The organism is Flavisolibacter ginsengiterrae DSM 18136, from assembly GCF_059568575.1.
Map to the genome: position 1 here is coordinate 1 of NZ_JCANTR010000031.1, position 17,003 is coordinate 17,003.

13 protein-coding genes and 1 riboswitch are annotated in these 17,003 nt (G+C 39.7%); of the genes, 12 read left to right on the forward strand and 1 reads right to left on the reverse strand.

The window, feature by feature from the left end:
- The first annotated feature begins 611 nt into the window (after window positions 1-611).
- The 6 genes from BP74_RS20380 to BP74_RS20405 all read left to right on the forward strand — a co-directional run bounded on the left by BP74_RS20380 (window position 612) and on the right by BP74_RS20405 (window position 12,631).
- Entirely contained in the window at window positions 612-1,205 is a 594-nt protein-coding gene (locus BP74_RS20380; RefSeq protein ID WP_496377177.1) for an RNA polymerase sigma factor, read from the forward strand.
- A gap of 72 nt (window positions 1,206-1,277) precedes the next feature.
- Window positions 1,278-2,465 carry a FecR domain-containing protein gene (locus BP74_RS20385; RefSeq protein WP_496377179.1) on the forward strand — a complete coding sequence of 396 codons (1,188 nt, stop codon included), beginning with the start codon at window positions 1,278-1,280 and terminating at the stop codon, window positions 2,463-2,465.
- Window positions 2,466-2,801: 336 nt separating this feature from the next.
- A complete protein-coding gene (locus BP74_RS20390) occupies window positions 2,802-6,107 on the forward strand; it encodes a SusC/RagA family TonB-linked outer membrane protein (protein ID WP_496377227.1) in 3,306 nt (1,101 codons plus the stop codon).
- 19 nt (window positions 6,108-6,126) lie between these two features.
- On the forward strand, window positions 6,127-7,665 hold the full coding sequence (locus BP74_RS20395) for a RagB/SusD family nutrient uptake outer membrane protein (protein ID WP_496377181.1): 1,539 nt from the start codon (window positions 6,127-6,129) through the stop codon (window positions 7,663-7,665).
- A gap of 446 nt (window positions 7,666-8,111) precedes the next feature.
- On the forward strand, window positions 8,112-9,482 hold the full coding sequence (locus BP74_RS20400) for a thioredoxin family protein (RefSeq protein ID WP_496377183.1): 1,371 nt from the start codon (window positions 8,112-8,114) through the stop codon (window positions 9,480-9,482).
- A gap of 764 nt (window positions 9,483-10,246) precedes the next feature.
- Complete coding sequence (locus BP74_RS20405; RefSeq protein ID WP_496377185.1) at window positions 10,247-12,631, forward strand: alpha/beta hydrolase family protein; 2,385 nt, start codon at window positions 10,247-10,249, stop codon at window positions 12,629-12,631.
- A gap of 378 nt (window positions 12,632-13,009) precedes the next feature.
- Here the strand turns inward: BP74_RS20405 and BP74_RS20410 are convergent, their stop codons facing one another.
- Complete coding sequence (locus BP74_RS20410) at window positions 13,010-13,255, reverse strand: hypothetical protein (protein ID WP_496377187.1); 246 nt, start codon at window positions 13,253-13,255, stop codon at window positions 13,010-13,012.
- A gap of 70 nt (window positions 13,256-13,325) precedes the next feature.
- Here BP74_RS20410 and BP74_RS20415 point away from each other — a divergent pair, with 70 nt between their 5' ends.
- The 6 genes from BP74_RS20415 (at window position 13,326) to BP74_RS20440 (ending at window position 17,000) form a co-directional block, all read left to right on the forward strand.
- Window positions 13,326-13,898 (forward strand): hypothetical protein, encoded by a 573-nt coding sequence (locus BP74_RS20415; protein WP_496377189.1) that lies wholly within the window; start codon window positions 13,326-13,328, stop codon window positions 13,896-13,898.
- Window positions 13,899-13,991: 93 nt separating this feature from the next.
- Window positions 13,992-14,216 carry a hypothetical protein gene (locus BP74_RS20420; RefSeq protein WP_496377191.1) on the forward strand — a complete coding sequence of 75 codons (225 nt, stop codon included), beginning with the start codon at window positions 13,992-13,994 and terminating at the stop codon, window positions 14,214-14,216.
- Window positions 14,194-14,526: a hypothetical protein gene (locus BP74_RS20425; protein WP_496377193.1), complete on the forward strand. Its 333-nt coding sequence runs from the start codon at window positions 14,194-14,196 to the stop codon at window positions 14,524-14,526. The genes BP74_RS20420 and BP74_RS20425 overlap by 23 nt, the downstream gene beginning before the upstream one ends.
- 122 nt (window positions 14,527-14,648) lie before the next feature.
- The gene (locus tag BP74_RS20430) at window positions 14,649-14,807 is read left to right on the forward strand and encodes a hypothetical protein (RefSeq protein ID WP_496377195.1); all 159 of its coding nucleotides are present in this window, start codon (window positions 14,649-14,651) and stop codon (window positions 14,805-14,807) included.
- Between the two features lie 108 nt (window positions 14,808-14,915).
- Window positions 14,916-15,158 carry a hypothetical protein gene (locus tag BP74_RS20435; RefSeq protein ID WP_496377197.1) on the forward strand — a complete coding sequence of 81 codons (243 nt, stop codon included), beginning with the start codon at window positions 14,916-14,918 and terminating at the stop codon, window positions 15,156-15,158.
- A gap of 370 nt (window positions 15,159-15,528) precedes the next feature.
- A riboswitch (SAM riboswitch) is annotated at window positions 15,529-15,645 on the forward strand.
- A 98-nt stretch (window positions 15,646-15,743) separates the two neighbouring features.
- The gene (locus BP74_RS20440) at window positions 15,744-17,000 is read left to right on the forward strand and encodes a homoserine dehydrogenase (RefSeq protein ID WP_496377199.1); all 1,257 of its coding nucleotides are present in this window, start codon (window positions 15,744-15,746) and stop codon (window positions 16,998-17,000) included.
- Window positions 17,001-17,003 lie beyond the last annotated feature (3 nt).

Consider the following 17,003-nt stretch of genomic DNA (forward strand, 5'->3'; position numbering starts at 1 on the left):
AAGATGTGTGAATGACACTCATGGCTAAACAGATCAATAGTTTTTTTGGAGAGGTCGGCTCCGATGATGTGTTGAACTTTCATAGCTTTGCTTTTAGAAGTAAACAAATCAAGGTTGCTAGCCTAAGACCTTTAATTAGTCTTTAAGGACTTAATATTCTAACTAGGCCTTAGCAACCGTGGGGGAAGAGTGAGGACTAATACAGGGGTAAGACCGCAAGTCTATGTCTCCGTCAAGTTCACCTCACTTTTCTTCCCACAAAATTCTTAATCTTTCTTTTTTCAGCTATTCAATATGTCAATGAACTAATTTGATCTAAAGGTCCCCGTGGTTCAATTCATAGTGAGCCTGCGAACCCTTGACTTCCACCTAAAAAATGTCTGCAATTAAAAAGCATCTTAAACCTAAATAACTACAAACTACAAACCACAAACTACAAACTTCCCTGTCTCCGTGCTTCAAAATTCTCGTGAGCCTGCGAACTACTTCGCGTTCCTTAGCGCCTTAGCGTCTTAGTAGCAAAATCTCTGTGCATCTCCCTGCCGCCGTGTCCCTGTGGTTATTGCCCATAAAAAAAATCTTCCTACTTTAGCCCCACGAACTACTTGCTTTTGGAAACCCTGCACCCACATATCGACAAAGAAATCTTCACCCGTATCTCCTCTGGCGACGAACAGGCTTTCCGCTTTGTATTCGATCAATATAAAACCCGCGTTTACTATTTTATATTACGACTGGTACGTTCCGAAGAAGTAGCCGAAGAACTCACCCAGGATGTCTTCATGCGTTTATGGATCAGCCGTGCCACGCTCACAGAAGTTGACAATCCCAATAGCTATTTATTTGTTGCTGCCCGCAACAGGTCACTCGATCATTTGCGCCGCCAGAAGAATGAAAGAGGCATGATCCAATCGATGGAAAGAAGGATGGGCGATGGAGCTGTCAATAGTACAGAAGAAGAAGTACTCTATAATGAAACCAACAGGATGCTGCAGGAAGCAGTGCGGCTATTGCCGGAGCAGCAGCGGGCAGTGTACCGTTTATCAAGGTTGGAAGGATTAAGCAGGGAAGAAATAGCTGAGCGACTAAACATTTCTCCCAATACAGTCAAAAACCACCTTTCATCAGCTATCAAAACAGTCAAGACTTACCTGGAAGAGCACAAGGCCATGATCATTTTGTTCATCCTCTACGGTATTTATTAAATTTTCTCCCGTACCACTAGTACAAATTTTTAAAGTCTGAGTCCTATTCATACAGAGGAATTAAATCAGGTTATGAATCCCGGTTCAGAAAGGCTATACCAGTTATTAGATCAATACAGGCAGGATAAACTATCATTGCCTGAAGCTGAAGAGCTGCAGGGCATGTTGCAGGCCGAATGGGAGGCTGCACCGGCAGATAGCGAGGTGGCAGGAGTGGATTGGGATGCTATGTATAATAGGATCATGGAGGCAGAAAACAAACCTGTTCCGGTAATTTCCATTTTCCGAAGGTCAATAACCAGGTGGATTGCAGCTGCGGTTATATTATTTGTGGTAACCTCTGCAGCCTGGTTCTTTATTGTGGGCAGGAAGCAGGACCAGCCTGCAGTAGCTATGGCCCCTGTAAGCAATGATATAGCCCCGGGAGGTTTCAAAGCCCGGTTAACCCTGGCAGATGGTTCAGTTATTACACTGGATAGCTCAAAGGACGGGCAACTGGCCACGCAGGGCAACACAGCCATTGTCAACCAGGGCAAGGAATTGGTCTACCAGTCAGCGTATAAATCTGCAGCACCAGAAGCCGCGTATAATACCTTGGCCACCGCCAATGGACAGTCTTATTCCCTTACCCTTTCCGATGGCACTAAGGTATGGCTCAATGCTGCCAGCTCCATCCATTTTCCTGTTGCGTTCAATGGTGTTGAGCGCAGGGTGCAGGTTTCTGGCGAGGTATATTTTGAGGTCACACACAATGCCTCCAAACCATTTAAAGTGACCATTCTCAGTTCTGGAAATCCTGAAGGCCAGCAGCCAGCCGAGGTGGAAGTTCTGGGTACTCATTTCAACATCAATGCCTACCCCGATGAAGACGCGTTGAAAGTAACATTGCTTGAAGGCTCAGTAAAACTCTCAGCCCCGGCATCTAAACAACAAAACAACTCAATTACATTAAAGCCTGGTGAGCAGGGACAACTACAAACCACAAACTACAAACTACAAACTGTCAATGTTGAAAACATTGATGAAATACTTGCTTGGAAAGACAACAAATTTTATTTCAACAGTGCCGATATCTATACCATCATGCGCCAGTTAGCCCGATGGTACAATGTGGAGGTGGTTTACAGAGATAAGGTCACCAATCACTTTACGGGTATGATTTCGCGAAGTGTCAATGCATCAGAGGTCTTCCGCATGTTGCAGCAGACCGGTACTTTAAATATTAAGATCGAAGGACAAAAAGTTATCGTTAGCAAATAGAGAAGGATTTAAAGCAGAACCAAAAACACCAAAACTTTTCATTGAACTGTATCAATCCGTACAGGGTTAACAGGTAACCGCCCCGGGTGCAACCGAGGCGGTAATGTTCGGGTTAACCTTTAAAACAAAATAAATCGTCACGATCATTTCATTTCAAAACCCAAACATTGTAAAGTTATGGATTTAACCAATCTCCCTTTAGTAAAGGGAGTGGCCAAAAGCCTTGGTATTTTAACCACGCAGCCTGGCCACTTAACTGCAAAACTGATAAACAAAGCTTCGGCATTCCGTTCACAATTGTCCCGGTCTGCCGGGGCCAAAACAATCTGGCGTGTCATGAAGCTAACATCATTTTTAATTCTCTGTGCCTGCCTCCATGTCGCTGCTGCCGGTCATGCCCAGCGTGTATCGCTTTCAGTAAAGGAGGCTCCTTTAAAAACAGTGTTTCTAGAGCTCAATAAGCAAACGGGATACAATTTCCTGTACAGCGATGAGATCCTGGCTGGTGCTTCTAAAGTCACACTCAATGTTAGGGATGCCACTATTGAAGAAGTGCTCACACTTTCCTTCCGCAATCAGCCTTTGGAATTTACAGTCTCTAACAATACTATTGTGATAAGGCAAAAAGCAACCGCGGTGTTTCAACCCGCGGATAATATCTCTCAACCGCCTCCAATTGACATCACTGGTAAAGTGACCGACTCAGACGGCAACCCACTCTCCGGCGCAACCGTAAAAGTGAAAGGAACAAGTAAAGGCACCACAACCAATAACGATGGCGTGTTTGTGTTGAAAGCTGTTGATGAAGATGCAACGCTGGAGATTTCTTTTGTGGGGTATGAAACATATACCGTAGCAGTGGCTAACAAAACATCCATTATTGCGAGTTTGAAAATAAAGCCTGAGAATTTAAATGAGGTGGTGATTAATAAGGGGTATTATACAGAAAAACAAAGAGAGACAGTTGGTAATGTAGCTACCGTTACCTCAAAGGATATAGAAAATCAACCAGTAAATAACCCTTTGCTGGCATTACAGGGTCGTGTTCCGGGAATTGAAATCACTCAATTAACCGGTATGCCTGGTGGCGGTGTAACGGTTCGTATTCAAGGTATAAACAGTATTCAAAGTGGATTAGAACCTTTTATTGTTATTGATGGTGTGCCATTTCCTTCTCGACTCCAGACCTCACTACTTGAGGGAATTGTTCAAAATGGGAGTCCTTTGAATTATGTTAATCCAAATGATATTGAAACTATAGATGTATTAAAGGATGCTGATGCTACTGCAATTTATGGCTCCCGCGCTGCAAACGGTGCTATTTTGATTACTACAAAAAAAGGGAAAGCCGGGAAAACGAAACTCAATGTAAATCTTCAACAAGGTTGGGGAAAGGTTGGCCATTTTGTAGATATGATGAATACAAGGCAATACCTTGATATGCGTTATGAAGCCTTTAAAAACGACAGCAAATCGCCGCGACCCTCCGATTATGATCTTACGCTCTGGGATACGACTCGAGGTACTGACTGGCAAAAAACTTTAATTGGTGGAACAGCTCAATATACCAACATTAACGCCAGTATTTCTGGAGGATCTTCTATATTCCAATATCTGGTTGGCGGAACATTTAATCGCCAAACCACAGTGTTTCCTGGCGGTTTTGATGACAAGAAAGGCGGACTGCATTTCAATATTACAAGCAATTCGACAAATAAGAAATTTAAATTATCGCTGTCCGGAAGCTATATGTACGATCGAAACCAGTTACCTGGAACAGATCTTACGCAATATGCTTTAACATTGGCGCCCAATGCTCCTACACTATATGATAAAAACGGAGTATTAAATTGGGCACCCGATCCAGCAGGATCTTCAACCTGGGATAACCCACTTGCCTACTCCCAATCGATGGGATATAATAATATAACCAAAAATTTGGTTAGCAATTTAAATATTGGATACGAGTTCTTGCAAGGGGTAGGAATCAGGGCCAATATAGGTTATACAAATACAACTAGCGATCTTTTCTCACCAACTTATCTTGAAGCTAACCGCCCGGAAGACAGACCATTTTCCCAGCGGACCGCAAGTTATGGATCAAGAAATATTGAAGCCTGGATAACTGAGCCTCAGATTTATTTCGCAAAGCGATTTGGTAAAGGAAAGTTAGATGCACTCACTGGCTATAGCATTCAACAAAGCAAGTCGAATGTATTAAGCCTTAATGGAACAGGTTACTCAACCAACTTATTAATGAAAACGCTCCAGGCCGCACAATCAATTACTGTCGGCGTATCAAGCACAAGTGAATCTAAATTCAATGGAGCATTTGGACGACTGAATTATGTTTATAATGAAAAATATATAGTCAATCTTACTGCACGCAGGGACGGCAGCAGTAAGTTTGGAGATGCCAACAAGATTCATAATTTTTGGAGTACGGGTATTGCCTGGATATTTAGTAAAGAAAAATGTTTGCGTGCACATTTGCCTATCTTAAGCTTTGGAAAACTGAGGACAAGTTATGGTACAACCGGAAATGATCAAATCGGGGATTTCGGGCACTTAAGTTTGTACTCGATTGATAATCCTTCATTATTATATCAAAATACCGTTGGACTTCAGCCAACTAATATTCCGAATCCTCACTTGCAATGGGAAGAGACCAAAAAATGGCAAAGTGGAATTGATTTAGGATTCTTAAATAACAGAATTTCATTATCTACAACCTATGCCCGTAACCGTTCTTCAAATCAATTAATTGCTTATGTAATTCCTTCTACTACGGGATTTACCTCTATCACTCAAAATTTGCCAGCATTAATTCAAAATACCAGTTGGGAATTGTCCATGAATTCGGTTAATGTGAAAGGAAAGAAATTCACGTGGTCTACCAATTTTAATCTAACTATTCCCCGCAATAAGTTAATTAGCTTTCCTAGTATCGAGAAAACGCCTTACGCTTCGGGAAATGGCGGAGTTATCGTTGGGCAGTCAATTGGTGTAATCAAAGCTTATCCCTTTGCCGGAGTAGATCCCGCCACAGGCAGTTATCAATATTATGACAATAACGGTCATCTTACTCTAAAGCCTAATTATAATAAGGATAGGACGGTTTTAATTTCGAATCCTACAAAATTATACGGGGGGATACAAAATAGCATTAGCTATGGAGCATTCCAGCTTGACATAGGATTACAATTTGTGAGGCAAAAAGGCTCAAGAGACATGTATTATTTCAATGGATTTAATGCGGGCAATAATCCAGGAGTTTTTGTAAGTGGTGGAATTACCAATCAACCATTAACTGTATTAAACAGATGGCAAAAGGCTGGTGATGAGGAATCGATAGGGCGTTTTTCAACTATCCGCTATAATTTAAATATTCCTGCAGTTACGTTTAGCGACGCATGGTATAGTTACGAGGCTTCTTTCATAAGATTAAAAAACTTATCTATCTCATGGCTTTTCCCTACAAATTGGATACAGAAGCTAAAGATGCAAAGTGTAAGGGTATATGTACGAGGAGAAAATCTTTTTACAATCACAAAATATCATGGCCTGGATCCGGAAAGTCGAAGTGTTAGCTCTTTACCACCACTAAGATTAATAACTACCGGCCTCCAAATCGAATTGTAAAACACCCAACTAAAAGTTTATGAAAAAAATATTTCAGATATTAGATTTAATGGCTATCTCAAAGAATTATTTTTTGGGAATAGGTTTTTGCTGGGTATTAGTTTTCACACAAACGTCATGTAAGAAACTTGCGGAGACTTCCATACCTACAGACCAGGTTGCAGAAAATGCAGTGTATGGAAATGACGCTACTGCAATAGCTGTCATGACGTCAATCTATAGTTCAATGAATAAGATGCCAATTCAAGGGGCATCTGGTGTCGGCAGTATAGCAATATCTGCAGGATTGAGTGCAGATGAGTTTACACTAGCTCCCGTTGTTACAGGAAACAAATACTGGGATTATTATACAAATAGTTTGTCCCAGGCAACACCTCCCGTCGTTTCCGGAGCGGAACAGTGGGCTCCTCTCTATAATCTCATTTTTAGGTGTAATGCTGCCATAGAAGGTTGCACTTCTTCAAATGCAAATTCCTTAACTCCGGTAGTGAGGCAGCAGTTACTTGGGGAGGCTAAATTCACACGAGCCTTTTTCTTTTTCTACTTGGTAAATGAATTTGGAGCGATTCCTTTGGTACTAACCACTGATCCAAAAACAAATACAAACTTACCACGTTCATTGGTAGACGATGTCTATAAACAGATAATTTCAGATTTAACGGATGCTGAGTCTAAATTAAGTTCAAATTATTTAGACGCGACGCTCTTGAATAGTACTTTAGAAAGAGTAAGACCAACAACTTGGGCTGCAAAAGCTTTATTGGCTAGAGTTTATCTATATGTAAAAGACTATACTAAGGCAGCGCAAAAGGCCACAGAAGTTTTGACCAATACAACCTTATTTGGTCCATTGCCTTCTTTAAACAATGTCTTCATTAAAAATAGCCGTGAAGCTATCTGGCAAATTCAACCAACAGATGTAGACTTCAACACCAACGAAGCTCAGGCTTTAATTATACCAACCACAGGTCCAAGTACGGGTGGTGGTATGGATAATCCTGTTTATTTGAACAAAGACCTGCTGAACAGTTTTGAAACCGGTGATAACCGCGCTGTATACGGAAACTGGATAAATACTACAATTTACAACCTGACACCTACTACTTTGGACACAGTTGCATATCCTTACAAGTATAAAATTAATTCTTCACCAGGAGTAAATTCCGCTGACGGATTAACGGAATACTTTATGGCACTGCGCATTGGTGAACAATACCTGATACGAGCAGAAGCAAATACGCAGTTAGGAAACATTAGTGGAGCACAATCTGATTTAAATACCATTAGAAACCGGGCAGGTTTAGCAAACACTACGGCCAGTAATCAAACGTCTTTATTAACAGCTATTCTTAATGAAAGAAGGCATGAACTATTTAGTGAATGGGGGCATCGGTGGTTTGATTTGAAACGAGCCGGGAATGTTGATGCTGTAATGACGGTAGTAACGCCTCAGAAATCGAATGGAGCAACTACTTGGCAATCTTATAAGCAACTATATCCTATTCCCATAGAAGCAATCAACAGTTCTCCAAATCTTACACAGAATAGTGGGTACTGATGGAATATCCGATGTAGTTGTCTGAACCATGATGCTCATGATTTAAAGAATAGCATGTTGAATTAAGATTCTGTCCTGCCGGGGTCTTCTTAGTTTATTTAAATACGTTAATATGATAAGAATTAGTTTAATGATGATGTTTATTCCATTTGTTTCGATTGCGCAGAAGAGTGATTTTTCGGGGATTTGGATATTGAAGGAGAAGAAAAGTTTGAATGGGCCTGATTATGCAAATGGGGTACCGAAAATCATTTAAATTAAACTAATTGATCTCTTATACCTATCAACTACCATCACTCAAAATTATCCTGCTAATTGATCTCTTTTCTAAAGTAAATATTAATTAACGCTCAACACAAACCGCTGGTGTCTCTTCGAGTGACACCAGCTAACCCAACTAATACTCTATGGGGTATTACTAAATTTTTTTAAAACAGATTATGTTTATGAAACGATTCTCTTCATTATTTCTCTTCTTCATTCCATTAATATTATTCTCTCAAACAGATACCTCTTCTAAAGGCATCAAATGGGCCACTGGCCTTTCTTGGCAGCAGGTGAAGCAAAAAGCAAAAGACGAAAGCAAATATATTTTTCTTGACTGTTTTACCACTTGGTGCGGTCCCTGCAAACAGATGGACAAGAGCACTTATTTAAGTGACTCGGTGGGAGCGTATTTCAATGAAAAATTCATTTCTGTAAAAATACAGATGAATAAAACTGAAAATGATAATGGGCAAGTTCAAACCTGGTATAAAGATGCAGAATCAATACACAGTCAATATCATATAGAAGCGTTTCCCACTTTTGTATTTCTATCACCTGATGGTAAGCGAGTAAAACAGGAAACAGGTTTTAAAACCGTTAGCGAATTTATAACACTTGGCAGGTCTGCTACTGTGCCCGGCCTGGTATATAATGATCGGTTTGAAGAATTTGATAGATTAATGGCAGATTACAAGAATGGAATAAAACATTTTGATAAAATGCCTGAAATGATAAAAATTGCTCTTAAACTCGGGAAAAATGACTTGGCCTTAGAACTTCTCAAAGATTATGACCATAATTACGCCTTTAATTTACCAAAGAATCTGCGATATACAAAGGAGAATATAGAACTTTGGTCATCTTTTTCGCTTAGCAGTAAAACACAAGTTTTTAAATTCTTCTATAGAGACGCGGCAACGATAGACAAGGTAATGGGGAAACAAGGTTATGCTATAGGCGTTGTCGATAAAACCATAGCAAATGAAATTGTTAATCCTTTTCTTAAAGAACAGAATAAGGATTCCTCAATTGCAATGTCTGGAATGTATTTAACGGGTAATAACTTACCGTCTAATTATAGTGAGGCGGATTGGAATAAACTGGAGGAATTAATCTCAAGCCAATATTCTAAATCCTATGGAAAAAGGAATGTACTGGCAGCGAGGGTTGAATGGTACCACAGGAATATGAACTGGCCCGCTTTTTTCAAATATAGACTCCTTCAACTGGATGAATATGGCAAAATAAGAAATGAAAATCTTTTTACTGTCAATAACGACGCTTTTGATGCTTTTAAATTTATAAAGGATAAAAATATTCTTAAAGGGTATGTTAAATGGATAGAAAATCTTGGCATAGAAGCATCCGAATATGCTGTGCACCTAGATACATACGCAAACTTGTTATATAAGGTTGGAAGAAACGCTGATGCGATTAAATGGGAAGAAAAAGCTGTTCGATTGTCACCAGAAGATGAAGATATGAAAGAAGCTTTGAAACATATGAAAGAGGGAGAACCCACCTATTTAGATCTAGGGGCAAAATGGTAAAATTTTATTCTTTAAAACTACAAGCAACAATGAGATTGTTTTTTTTGCCTTTACTTTTTTTTGCAGCTTCAGCTTATTCACAGAGCAATCTTTCACAAAAAAATATCACCGCCCAAGCTTCAGATAAACAGAGATGGGATCTTAATACCTACGTCTGGAGCCACTCCCATTACAAAACAGGTAAAAAAGATAAGCTTGTCATAGACTTTGATGCCATTGACAACTGGCCAGGACTAGGTGACTATATGGCGATAAGCGCCGATGGTAGCTTTATAGTCTACAATACTATAAAAGGTGTCGGACTTCCCACCTATGCCCAAAAACAGGACAGCCTTATCATACAATCAACACTTACATCCTGGCATAAAGCCTTTCCCGCAATAAATAAAGGGTGCTTTTCTGCGGATGGTAAACAGTATGTATTCCAGGACAAAGGAGAGCTTTGCTTTCTAAAAACAGGTACTGATGAAATCCGCTTTGTTAATGAAGTATCGTCTTACAGCATCCCAGGTGAAGGAAATAGTGAGTGGATAGCTTACCAACTAAAAAACAGCAGTGTAGTATTGCAAAACCTTGTTACCGGAAAAGAGAAAAAATTTGATAATATTTCTTCTTTTGACTTTGATAATAGTGGAAACTGGCTGGTTTGCCAATTAAATAGTGAAGGCAAAGAACTGCAATTGTATAATTTAAAGAGTAGTAAAGAATTTCATTTTACCTCAGTAGGTGCTTATGTAATTGGCAAGACAGGCAATTCACTTGTTTTGAAGATCACAGATAAAGGCTTATCGTATATAAATTTAATAACAGGAAAAGCGATAGAAATCTGGCATCCTGCTCATGAAGATGAAACTATAAAACAATTTGTGCAAGATGGAAGCGGAAGACAGGTAGTGTTTACAGTAGGGGATGATCCTTCGCCTGGGCTCAGCATGCCAAGCAATACTATTTGGTACTATAGAGAAGGAATGAATAGCGCAGTAATGAAAGTGAACAGTAAAACAAATGGTATTGATAGCATGGTCATACAGCCATCGGCATCCTTTTCTGACAATGGCAACTACATTCAATTTTCCTTAACACAGAAGCCTGATTTGGGTAAACCAATGAAAGATGCTGTACAGTTGGATGTTTGGAGCTACCAGGATAAGGTGCTTCAGCCCGAGCAAAAATACCAGGCAGGAAAGCCAAAACAGTTCAGTGCCATAATTGATTTGAAGAGTGATAAGGTAGTTCGACGACTAGAAAGGGATAATGAAACCTTATACTTCCTGCAAGGTAATTTTGCTATTATTAAAAAATCCGGTAAAGATACTCATGGAGGCCGGTTTTGGGAGGAAGGCTATTACAAGGATAGTAACTGGGTGGTTTCTTTAAAAGAAGACAAACGAATTTTACTGCTAACCACTAATAAGAATGAGACTCCTATATCTTTTTCTCCAGGCGGTAAATACCTCGTTTTCTTTGACGCAAATAAAGGCTGCCATTATTTTAGTTATAACCTTACCACGGGTAAGATAATAGATATATCGGCTACAGTTCCTGCAAGCCAACTGGGAAAAAAGGATTTTTATTCACGTACTGATGAAAAGCCTTTATATTCAGTAGGAATTGCAGGATGGATTGAGAATGATAAAGGGTTACTTGTTTTTGACAACTATGACATTTGGCAATTGGATCTTTCTGGCGAAAAGCCACCAATAAACTTAACCAACGGGTATGGCTCTGCGCATGGTATTTTATTCAGCCCGATAAATATAGATCGAGGTTTCTTTGTAAATAATCCAGTGGTCTCTAGTAAAGAGCCCCTATTGCTCAGAGCATTCAGCCGAAGCAATAAATATAATGGGTATTACAAGAAATTATTAGGGAAAGCCGGAGATCCTGAATTGTTGTATATGGGACCTTGCTTCATGCAAGAAGTAACCGGATCGGAATTATTCTATCAACACGGTATGAAGCCATTAAAAGCTGACGAGTCTGACATTTGGATTGTGCAGCGGCAAACTGCAAATTTTGCTCCAAACTATTTTGTTACAAAGGATTTTAAGAACTATAAACAATTAACCAATTTACAGCCGCAGAATAACTCCAATTGGCTTCAGGCAGAATTGCATCCTTTTAAGCACCTCGACGACACAATGGGTCAGGGCATCTTATACAAACCTGAAAATTTTGATTCAACCAAAAAATACCCGGTATTGATTGTTTTCTATGATTTCTATACGAACCAACTTTATCAATTCCCCCAACCACAATATAATATGATGGCTATAACTCCGGGAGATTCACCCATCTTATTTCTAAATAATGGCTACCTCATATTTACGCCGGATATTCATGTGCAACCTCTTCGCTATGGCCCTTCCGCATTAAATATTATTGAAGGTGCTGTCAATTATTTGAAACAACTGCCTTATGTAGATGCTAGTCATATCGGAGGGGCGGCTCATAGTTGGTCTGCTAAACTCGGTGCATATATACTTACCCATTCACATGAACTTTCAGCCATAGCTTTAAGTGAAGGGTTTCTGTATGGTGATGCAATAAGTGAAGCCCTGTCAATCGATGAATACGATAAGGGCAGAAATCTTCTCGAAGAAGTCGAAAATGTTTTTGAATATGGTAATTTGTGGAAATATAAAGATACTTGGATGGATCAAACGACAGTATTAAATGCAGATAAAGTTTCTGCACCTTTGTTAATGTATTGCAATAAACAGAGTTCAAAAGCATATCAGGATCAAACTACTCAATTGTATCTTGCTTTAAGAAGATTGGAAAAGCCTAACTGGTGGCTGAGCTATGACAAAGGGGGCCACACATTGTCTGGCGATGAAGCAAAAGATTATACTATCCGGTATATGCAATTTTTTGATCATTATCTAAAAGAGGCCCCTGCTCCAAAGTGGATGTGTGAAGGTATTCCATATCACTTTAGAGGTATAGAGAGTCGCTATGAATTAGCCCCCTCTAGTAGTTGTGCGTTGCCTGATAAAGAATGCCCCATTTGTCATGCTTGGAATGATCAATATAAAAGGACGCCTAAAATGTTTGGCAAATCTGTTGCTGAATGGAAGTTGGATGACGATTTAAAAGAAAAAATGGAAAAGGAAGAAATAAAACAGCATGATAAGAACATGCCGTAAGTAGTGCGTTAAAGATAAAATGGTAAACTGAATCAAATAACGAAATAATGACTCCAATGTGTACCAATTATGTTTAGGCTAATTAAAAGATTTCATTAAATAAAGCAATATTGCCCTTATACATTTGATAATGTCATAAGGGCAATATCTTTAGTTACTGCAATTAGCCTTTGAGGGCATGTAAACACCCGACATTCCCCGTCTTGGTGAATAAAAAAAATGTTCTTTGACATACTGTAAAAACTATGTTGGATTTTTTTCTAAGACCCCGACGTGCATGTTTGACAGGTCGACTTTAAATCTTTTATGACAGGGCAAGTTTGTAAAGCCAATATCGCTTCCCAAGTCTCGGATCAATCTCTTTTAAAATTTCAAATCCTAAACTTTCATAAATATGTCTTGCTTTCTCCATGTTAAAAGCCATTTTCGCCCGCCCAATGACCTTCTTTGAAAACCGCATGAAATCTGGATTTTTTCCGTTTTTCTGCCATGGTGACCGGGCGTTCTGCCACGGGCGAGGTCACGGGCGAAATTGCCTGGAATGCCTAAAATTTTTACATCGGTCATCAGGCGAAAATATTGGGCGTCGTCAAAAATTTGTATAGAATAAATATAAATTGCCATAGTACTTTATCCTCTATTATTCGTCTTAAGGTTGTTTTGAATAATTATTCATTTCACTTTTTCAATGACAATGAACGAAGACTTGCTCAACCACTTCTTTACGAAAGAAGATTACCTGTATGTAAATCAGAACAATATTGAATTTTGTTATTCACCAAACGAACCTTTGAATTCGATAAGGGCTACAGCTGTATTGAAAAAGGACGATGGCTCGAAAAGATGTATTACAATAGAATTGAGTACAGATCATTTTGATTTATCAGAATTCATTGCCGATTTTCGACTCAATCAAATAGAAGATTTGGATAGCATTAGCGATGGCCACTTGTTTGATCTTTATATACTAAATGAGGCATACGGATTGGTCACTTGTTATTTCAATGGTTATTTGTCAGACGATGAGGATATTAGTATTAAGTTTAGAAGGGCAGAAGGTCGAACCTGCATCTTTTCAGAAGAATTGCATTTTTATCATGAGATAGATGAGGAGCTATATCAGGCTTCTCACTTCCTCCAATATATAGAACAGCATATTGAAACCCTGCGTTGGTTTGCCACACAAAATGCTATGATAAACTCTCTTTTTCCTCCAAAGCAGTTCCAGGTAAATAAACAAACGCAGTCCAATAACGTGTGCTTTTGATAAAATGCAATTCCAATGCTTTGAAGTTGAAAATATTTATAAGTATGTTTTCATTTGTTTCTCTTCGAAACAACTTTGTATATACCAAAATCAATGAAAGAGTTCTACGTATGTCATAATCCTTTTCTGAAGTTTGCTGAGGATTATGTAGGTTATATCTGTAATGCTTCCAAACCACGTTTTTTTGCTGCTGTTCGTAAAATTGATCTTTCCAAGCCTGTATCTATTGCATCAGGAGGAGACAATATCGGCTTTATGTATCAAGATCCGGAAGGCGAGATGAATCTGATGTTTTTTGATCGTCAACCAATATATTGACAGACCTAAAAATTTGAAGTTCCAGGCATTACTTCATGAAGCTGCAGTTTTCTATGCCCGTTATCTTGGGCTGGAGCAAAGTAGTAAAGGCAAATCCGGTTATGCTTTCTTCGAAGATTATAATGTTCTTACACCAGGGATGCAGATATTCCACTTACAAAAACAAAATAAATACATCCTTTCTTTTCAGCACGGAATAAAGAGTTTTGACAATGACGATGCATTGTTTGACTTCCTGGAAAAGCAATTGCAATACAAAGATGTACAGCTTGTGGAAGGCAAGATTAATGTGATTGCGTTTGACCAATGAAATGGAAGTTTGTCAAGGCTTTTGTACACTTTTTTTGGTTTAGAAGGAGATTAGTATTTTCAGATTAGGGAAAATTGGAAAGATATTGAGACATAGTTAAAAAGAAGATATTAGCGAAGCAAATGCAAAAGATTAATACACCCAGGCGAAAAAGAATGAATCGTGTAAAAAGATTGCACTCGGCAAAGCAATGGATAGCTGCTAATAACGGAAAGCATATTGTAAGGCGATATGCAAAATGGTATGGAGTAGATCTTTTGTGTGCTATTAATGAGCTGTGACTTTCAGGAGTTGAAATAAGCGCCGAATATGAAACAGCAGTTAAGCAATCAATAGAAGTACGTGCCAAACAAAATGCAGAACTTAAACAAAGGAAAGAGAAAGAGGCGATGCAGGACGAACCGGTTTATGGAATTGACTACGACGACTACCATGCATATATAACGGGGTTCACTTCCTGCGGAGCATCTTTTGGCATCACCTGGGAGGAAGCAAAAAGCATGGATGAATTAAAGAACAGTAAAGAGAACGAAGACGAATTTGATTTTATTCAAGATGATATAATTGAAGAAGGTGATTTTGATTGCAATGGAAACAATAACGAAGATGGACCCGACGATTTGCCTTTCTAATAATTTATCCTACCTTAATCAATCAAACTAACTTCTTTTTCTAACCTCGCTGTTAAAAGCCATTTTCGCCCGCCTAATGACCATCATTGAAAACCGCATGGAATCTGGATTTTTTCCAAAAAACTGCCAAAGTGACCAGGCGTTCTGCCATAGGCAAGGTCACAGGCGAAAATCTGAAACGCGTATAATTTTTAGACAGGTCACCGGGCGAAAACAAATACTAACCATTCTCAATATCAGCCAGCCAGGCCTGTGCTTTTATCCCACCCACAAAAAAATACCCTTCCAATAGTACTTCCACTTTCCCCAACCGTCTAACTAATGGCGCTTATTATTGCTTGCCAATTTTTTAACCGGTTCGCCGGATCAACACTTATCAAGAAAGGCTGAGGGAATGGCCCTTTGAAGCCTTGACAACCTCTTCTCCCGCCAAGGACGGGAGAAAAAGGTGCCAATTCCATCCCGTGCTATACGGGAGAGATAAGCAGAAAGTCGTCTCATTTTTACAGTTAGTGAGGCCCTTCTGATTTATCAGGAGGGCCTTTTTTTGTCCTTTCCTGATAAGTGTTCAAACTCAAATAATACATGCACAAAAAACTAACCATCGGCTTATTCGGCTTCGGCGTAGTAGGAGAGGGCATCTATAAAGTCATCTGCCAAACCCCCTCCCTCAACGCTTCCATCAAAAAGATCTGTATCAAACACCCCGACAAAAAAAGAGATGCCGATCCATCCCTTTTTACCACATCCTACGATGAACTGCTCAATGATCCCGAAATCAATATCATTGTCGAATTAATCGACGATGCCCATGAAGCCTATACCATTGTTACTACGGCATTAAAAAATGGTAAGGCTGCCGTCAGTGCCAATAAAAAAATGATCGCCACCCATTTTAAAGATTTATTACACCTCCAGCAACAAACCGGCTCACCTTTTTTGTACGAGGCCGCCGTCTGCGGATCCATCCCCATCATCCGCAACCTTGAGGAATATTATGACAATGACCTCCTTCGCGGTATCTGCGGTATTGTCAATGGTTCCACCAATTTCATCCTCACCCGAATGAATGAAGATGGCTCTTCCTACGAATCCGCTCTAGCCCTCGCCCAGGTCAATGGCTTTGCCGAAACCGATCCCACACTCGATGTGGAAGGTTACGACGCCGCTAATAAACTCACCCTGCTGCTGGCACATGCCTATGGTATTACAACAAACCCCGCAGGCCTCTTATTCAAAGGCATTACCCAACTGGATACTTCCGATACGCAATACGCCAATGAAAAGGACTTTATCATCAAGCTCACCGCCCAGGCCCTCAAACTGCCCAATGACAAGGTAGCTGCCTTCGTACTGCCCCAGTTCATCACCCGCGACAGCCAGCTATTTAGTGTCAAAAATGAATACAATGGCGTCATCATCGAAAGCGGCCTGGCCGATAAACAGTTTCTCTACGGCAAAGGTGCCGGCCGTTACCCCACATCCTCCGCCGTTATTTCAGATATCTCGGCCCTGGCATACGATTATCGGTATGAATACAAAAAACTGCAGCGCTCTGAAAAAGCAGAACTCTCAGACAACTACTTCTTAAAGGTCTACATAAGTTTCAACAGCTGGGCCGATATCAATAAATGGGACTTTGAAAACATCGAAGAATTCCACAGCACCGAAAAACGACAATACCTCAAGGGCCTGATCCATGTCGAAAAATTGCACCGGGCAGAATGGTTTGTCAATAAGGATGTGTCCATTATAGTGCTCCCGGATGGTATTGTTGATGAACAGGAAATGCTTGTAAAAAAGGTAAAAAAAGTTAGCCTCCAGATCAGTGGTTTAAGATGAGAG

What these genes read in the sequence shown, in the direction of transcription:
- BP74_RS20430 (WP_496377195.1), top strand. Translation starts at nt 14,649, where the DNA reads ATGCAAAAGATTAATACACCCAGGCGAAAAAGAATGAATCGTGTAAAA.
- BP74_RS20410 (WP_496377187.1), bottom strand. Translation starts at nt 13,255, where the DNA reads ATGGCAATTTATATTTATTCTATACAAATTTTTGACGACGCCCAATAT.
- BP74_RS20420 (WP_496377191.1), top strand. Translation starts at nt 13,992, where the DNA reads ATGAAAGAGTTCTACGTATGTCATAATCCTTTTCTGAAGTTTGCTGAG.
- BP74_RS20390 (WP_496377227.1), top strand. Translation starts at nt 2,802, where the DNA reads ATGAAGCTAACATCATTTTTAATTCTCTGTGCCTGCCTCCATGTCGCT.
- BP74_RS20440 (WP_496377199.1), top strand. Translation starts at nt 15,744, where the DNA reads ATGCACAAAAAACTAACCATCGGCTTATTCGGCTTCGGCGTAGTAGGA.
- BP74_RS20415 (WP_496377189.1), top strand. Translation starts at nt 13,326, where the DNA reads ATGAACGAAGACTTGCTCAACCACTTCTTTACGAAAGAAGATTACCTG.
- BP74_RS20400 (WP_496377183.1), top strand. Translation starts at nt 8,112, where the DNA reads ATGAAACGATTCTCTTCATTATTTCTCTTCTTCATTCCATTAATATTA.
- BP74_RS20395 (WP_496377181.1), top strand. Translation starts at nt 6,127, where the DNA reads ATGAAAAAAATATTTCAGATATTAGATTTAATGGCTATCTCAAAGAAT.
- BP74_RS20385 (WP_496377179.1), top strand. Translation starts at nt 1,278, where the DNA reads ATGAATCCCGGTTCAGAAAGGCTATACCAGTTATTAGATCAATACAGG.
- BP74_RS20435 (WP_496377197.1), top strand. Translation starts at nt 14,916, where the DNA reads ATGCAGGACGAACCGGTTTATGGAATTGACTACGACGACTACCATGCA.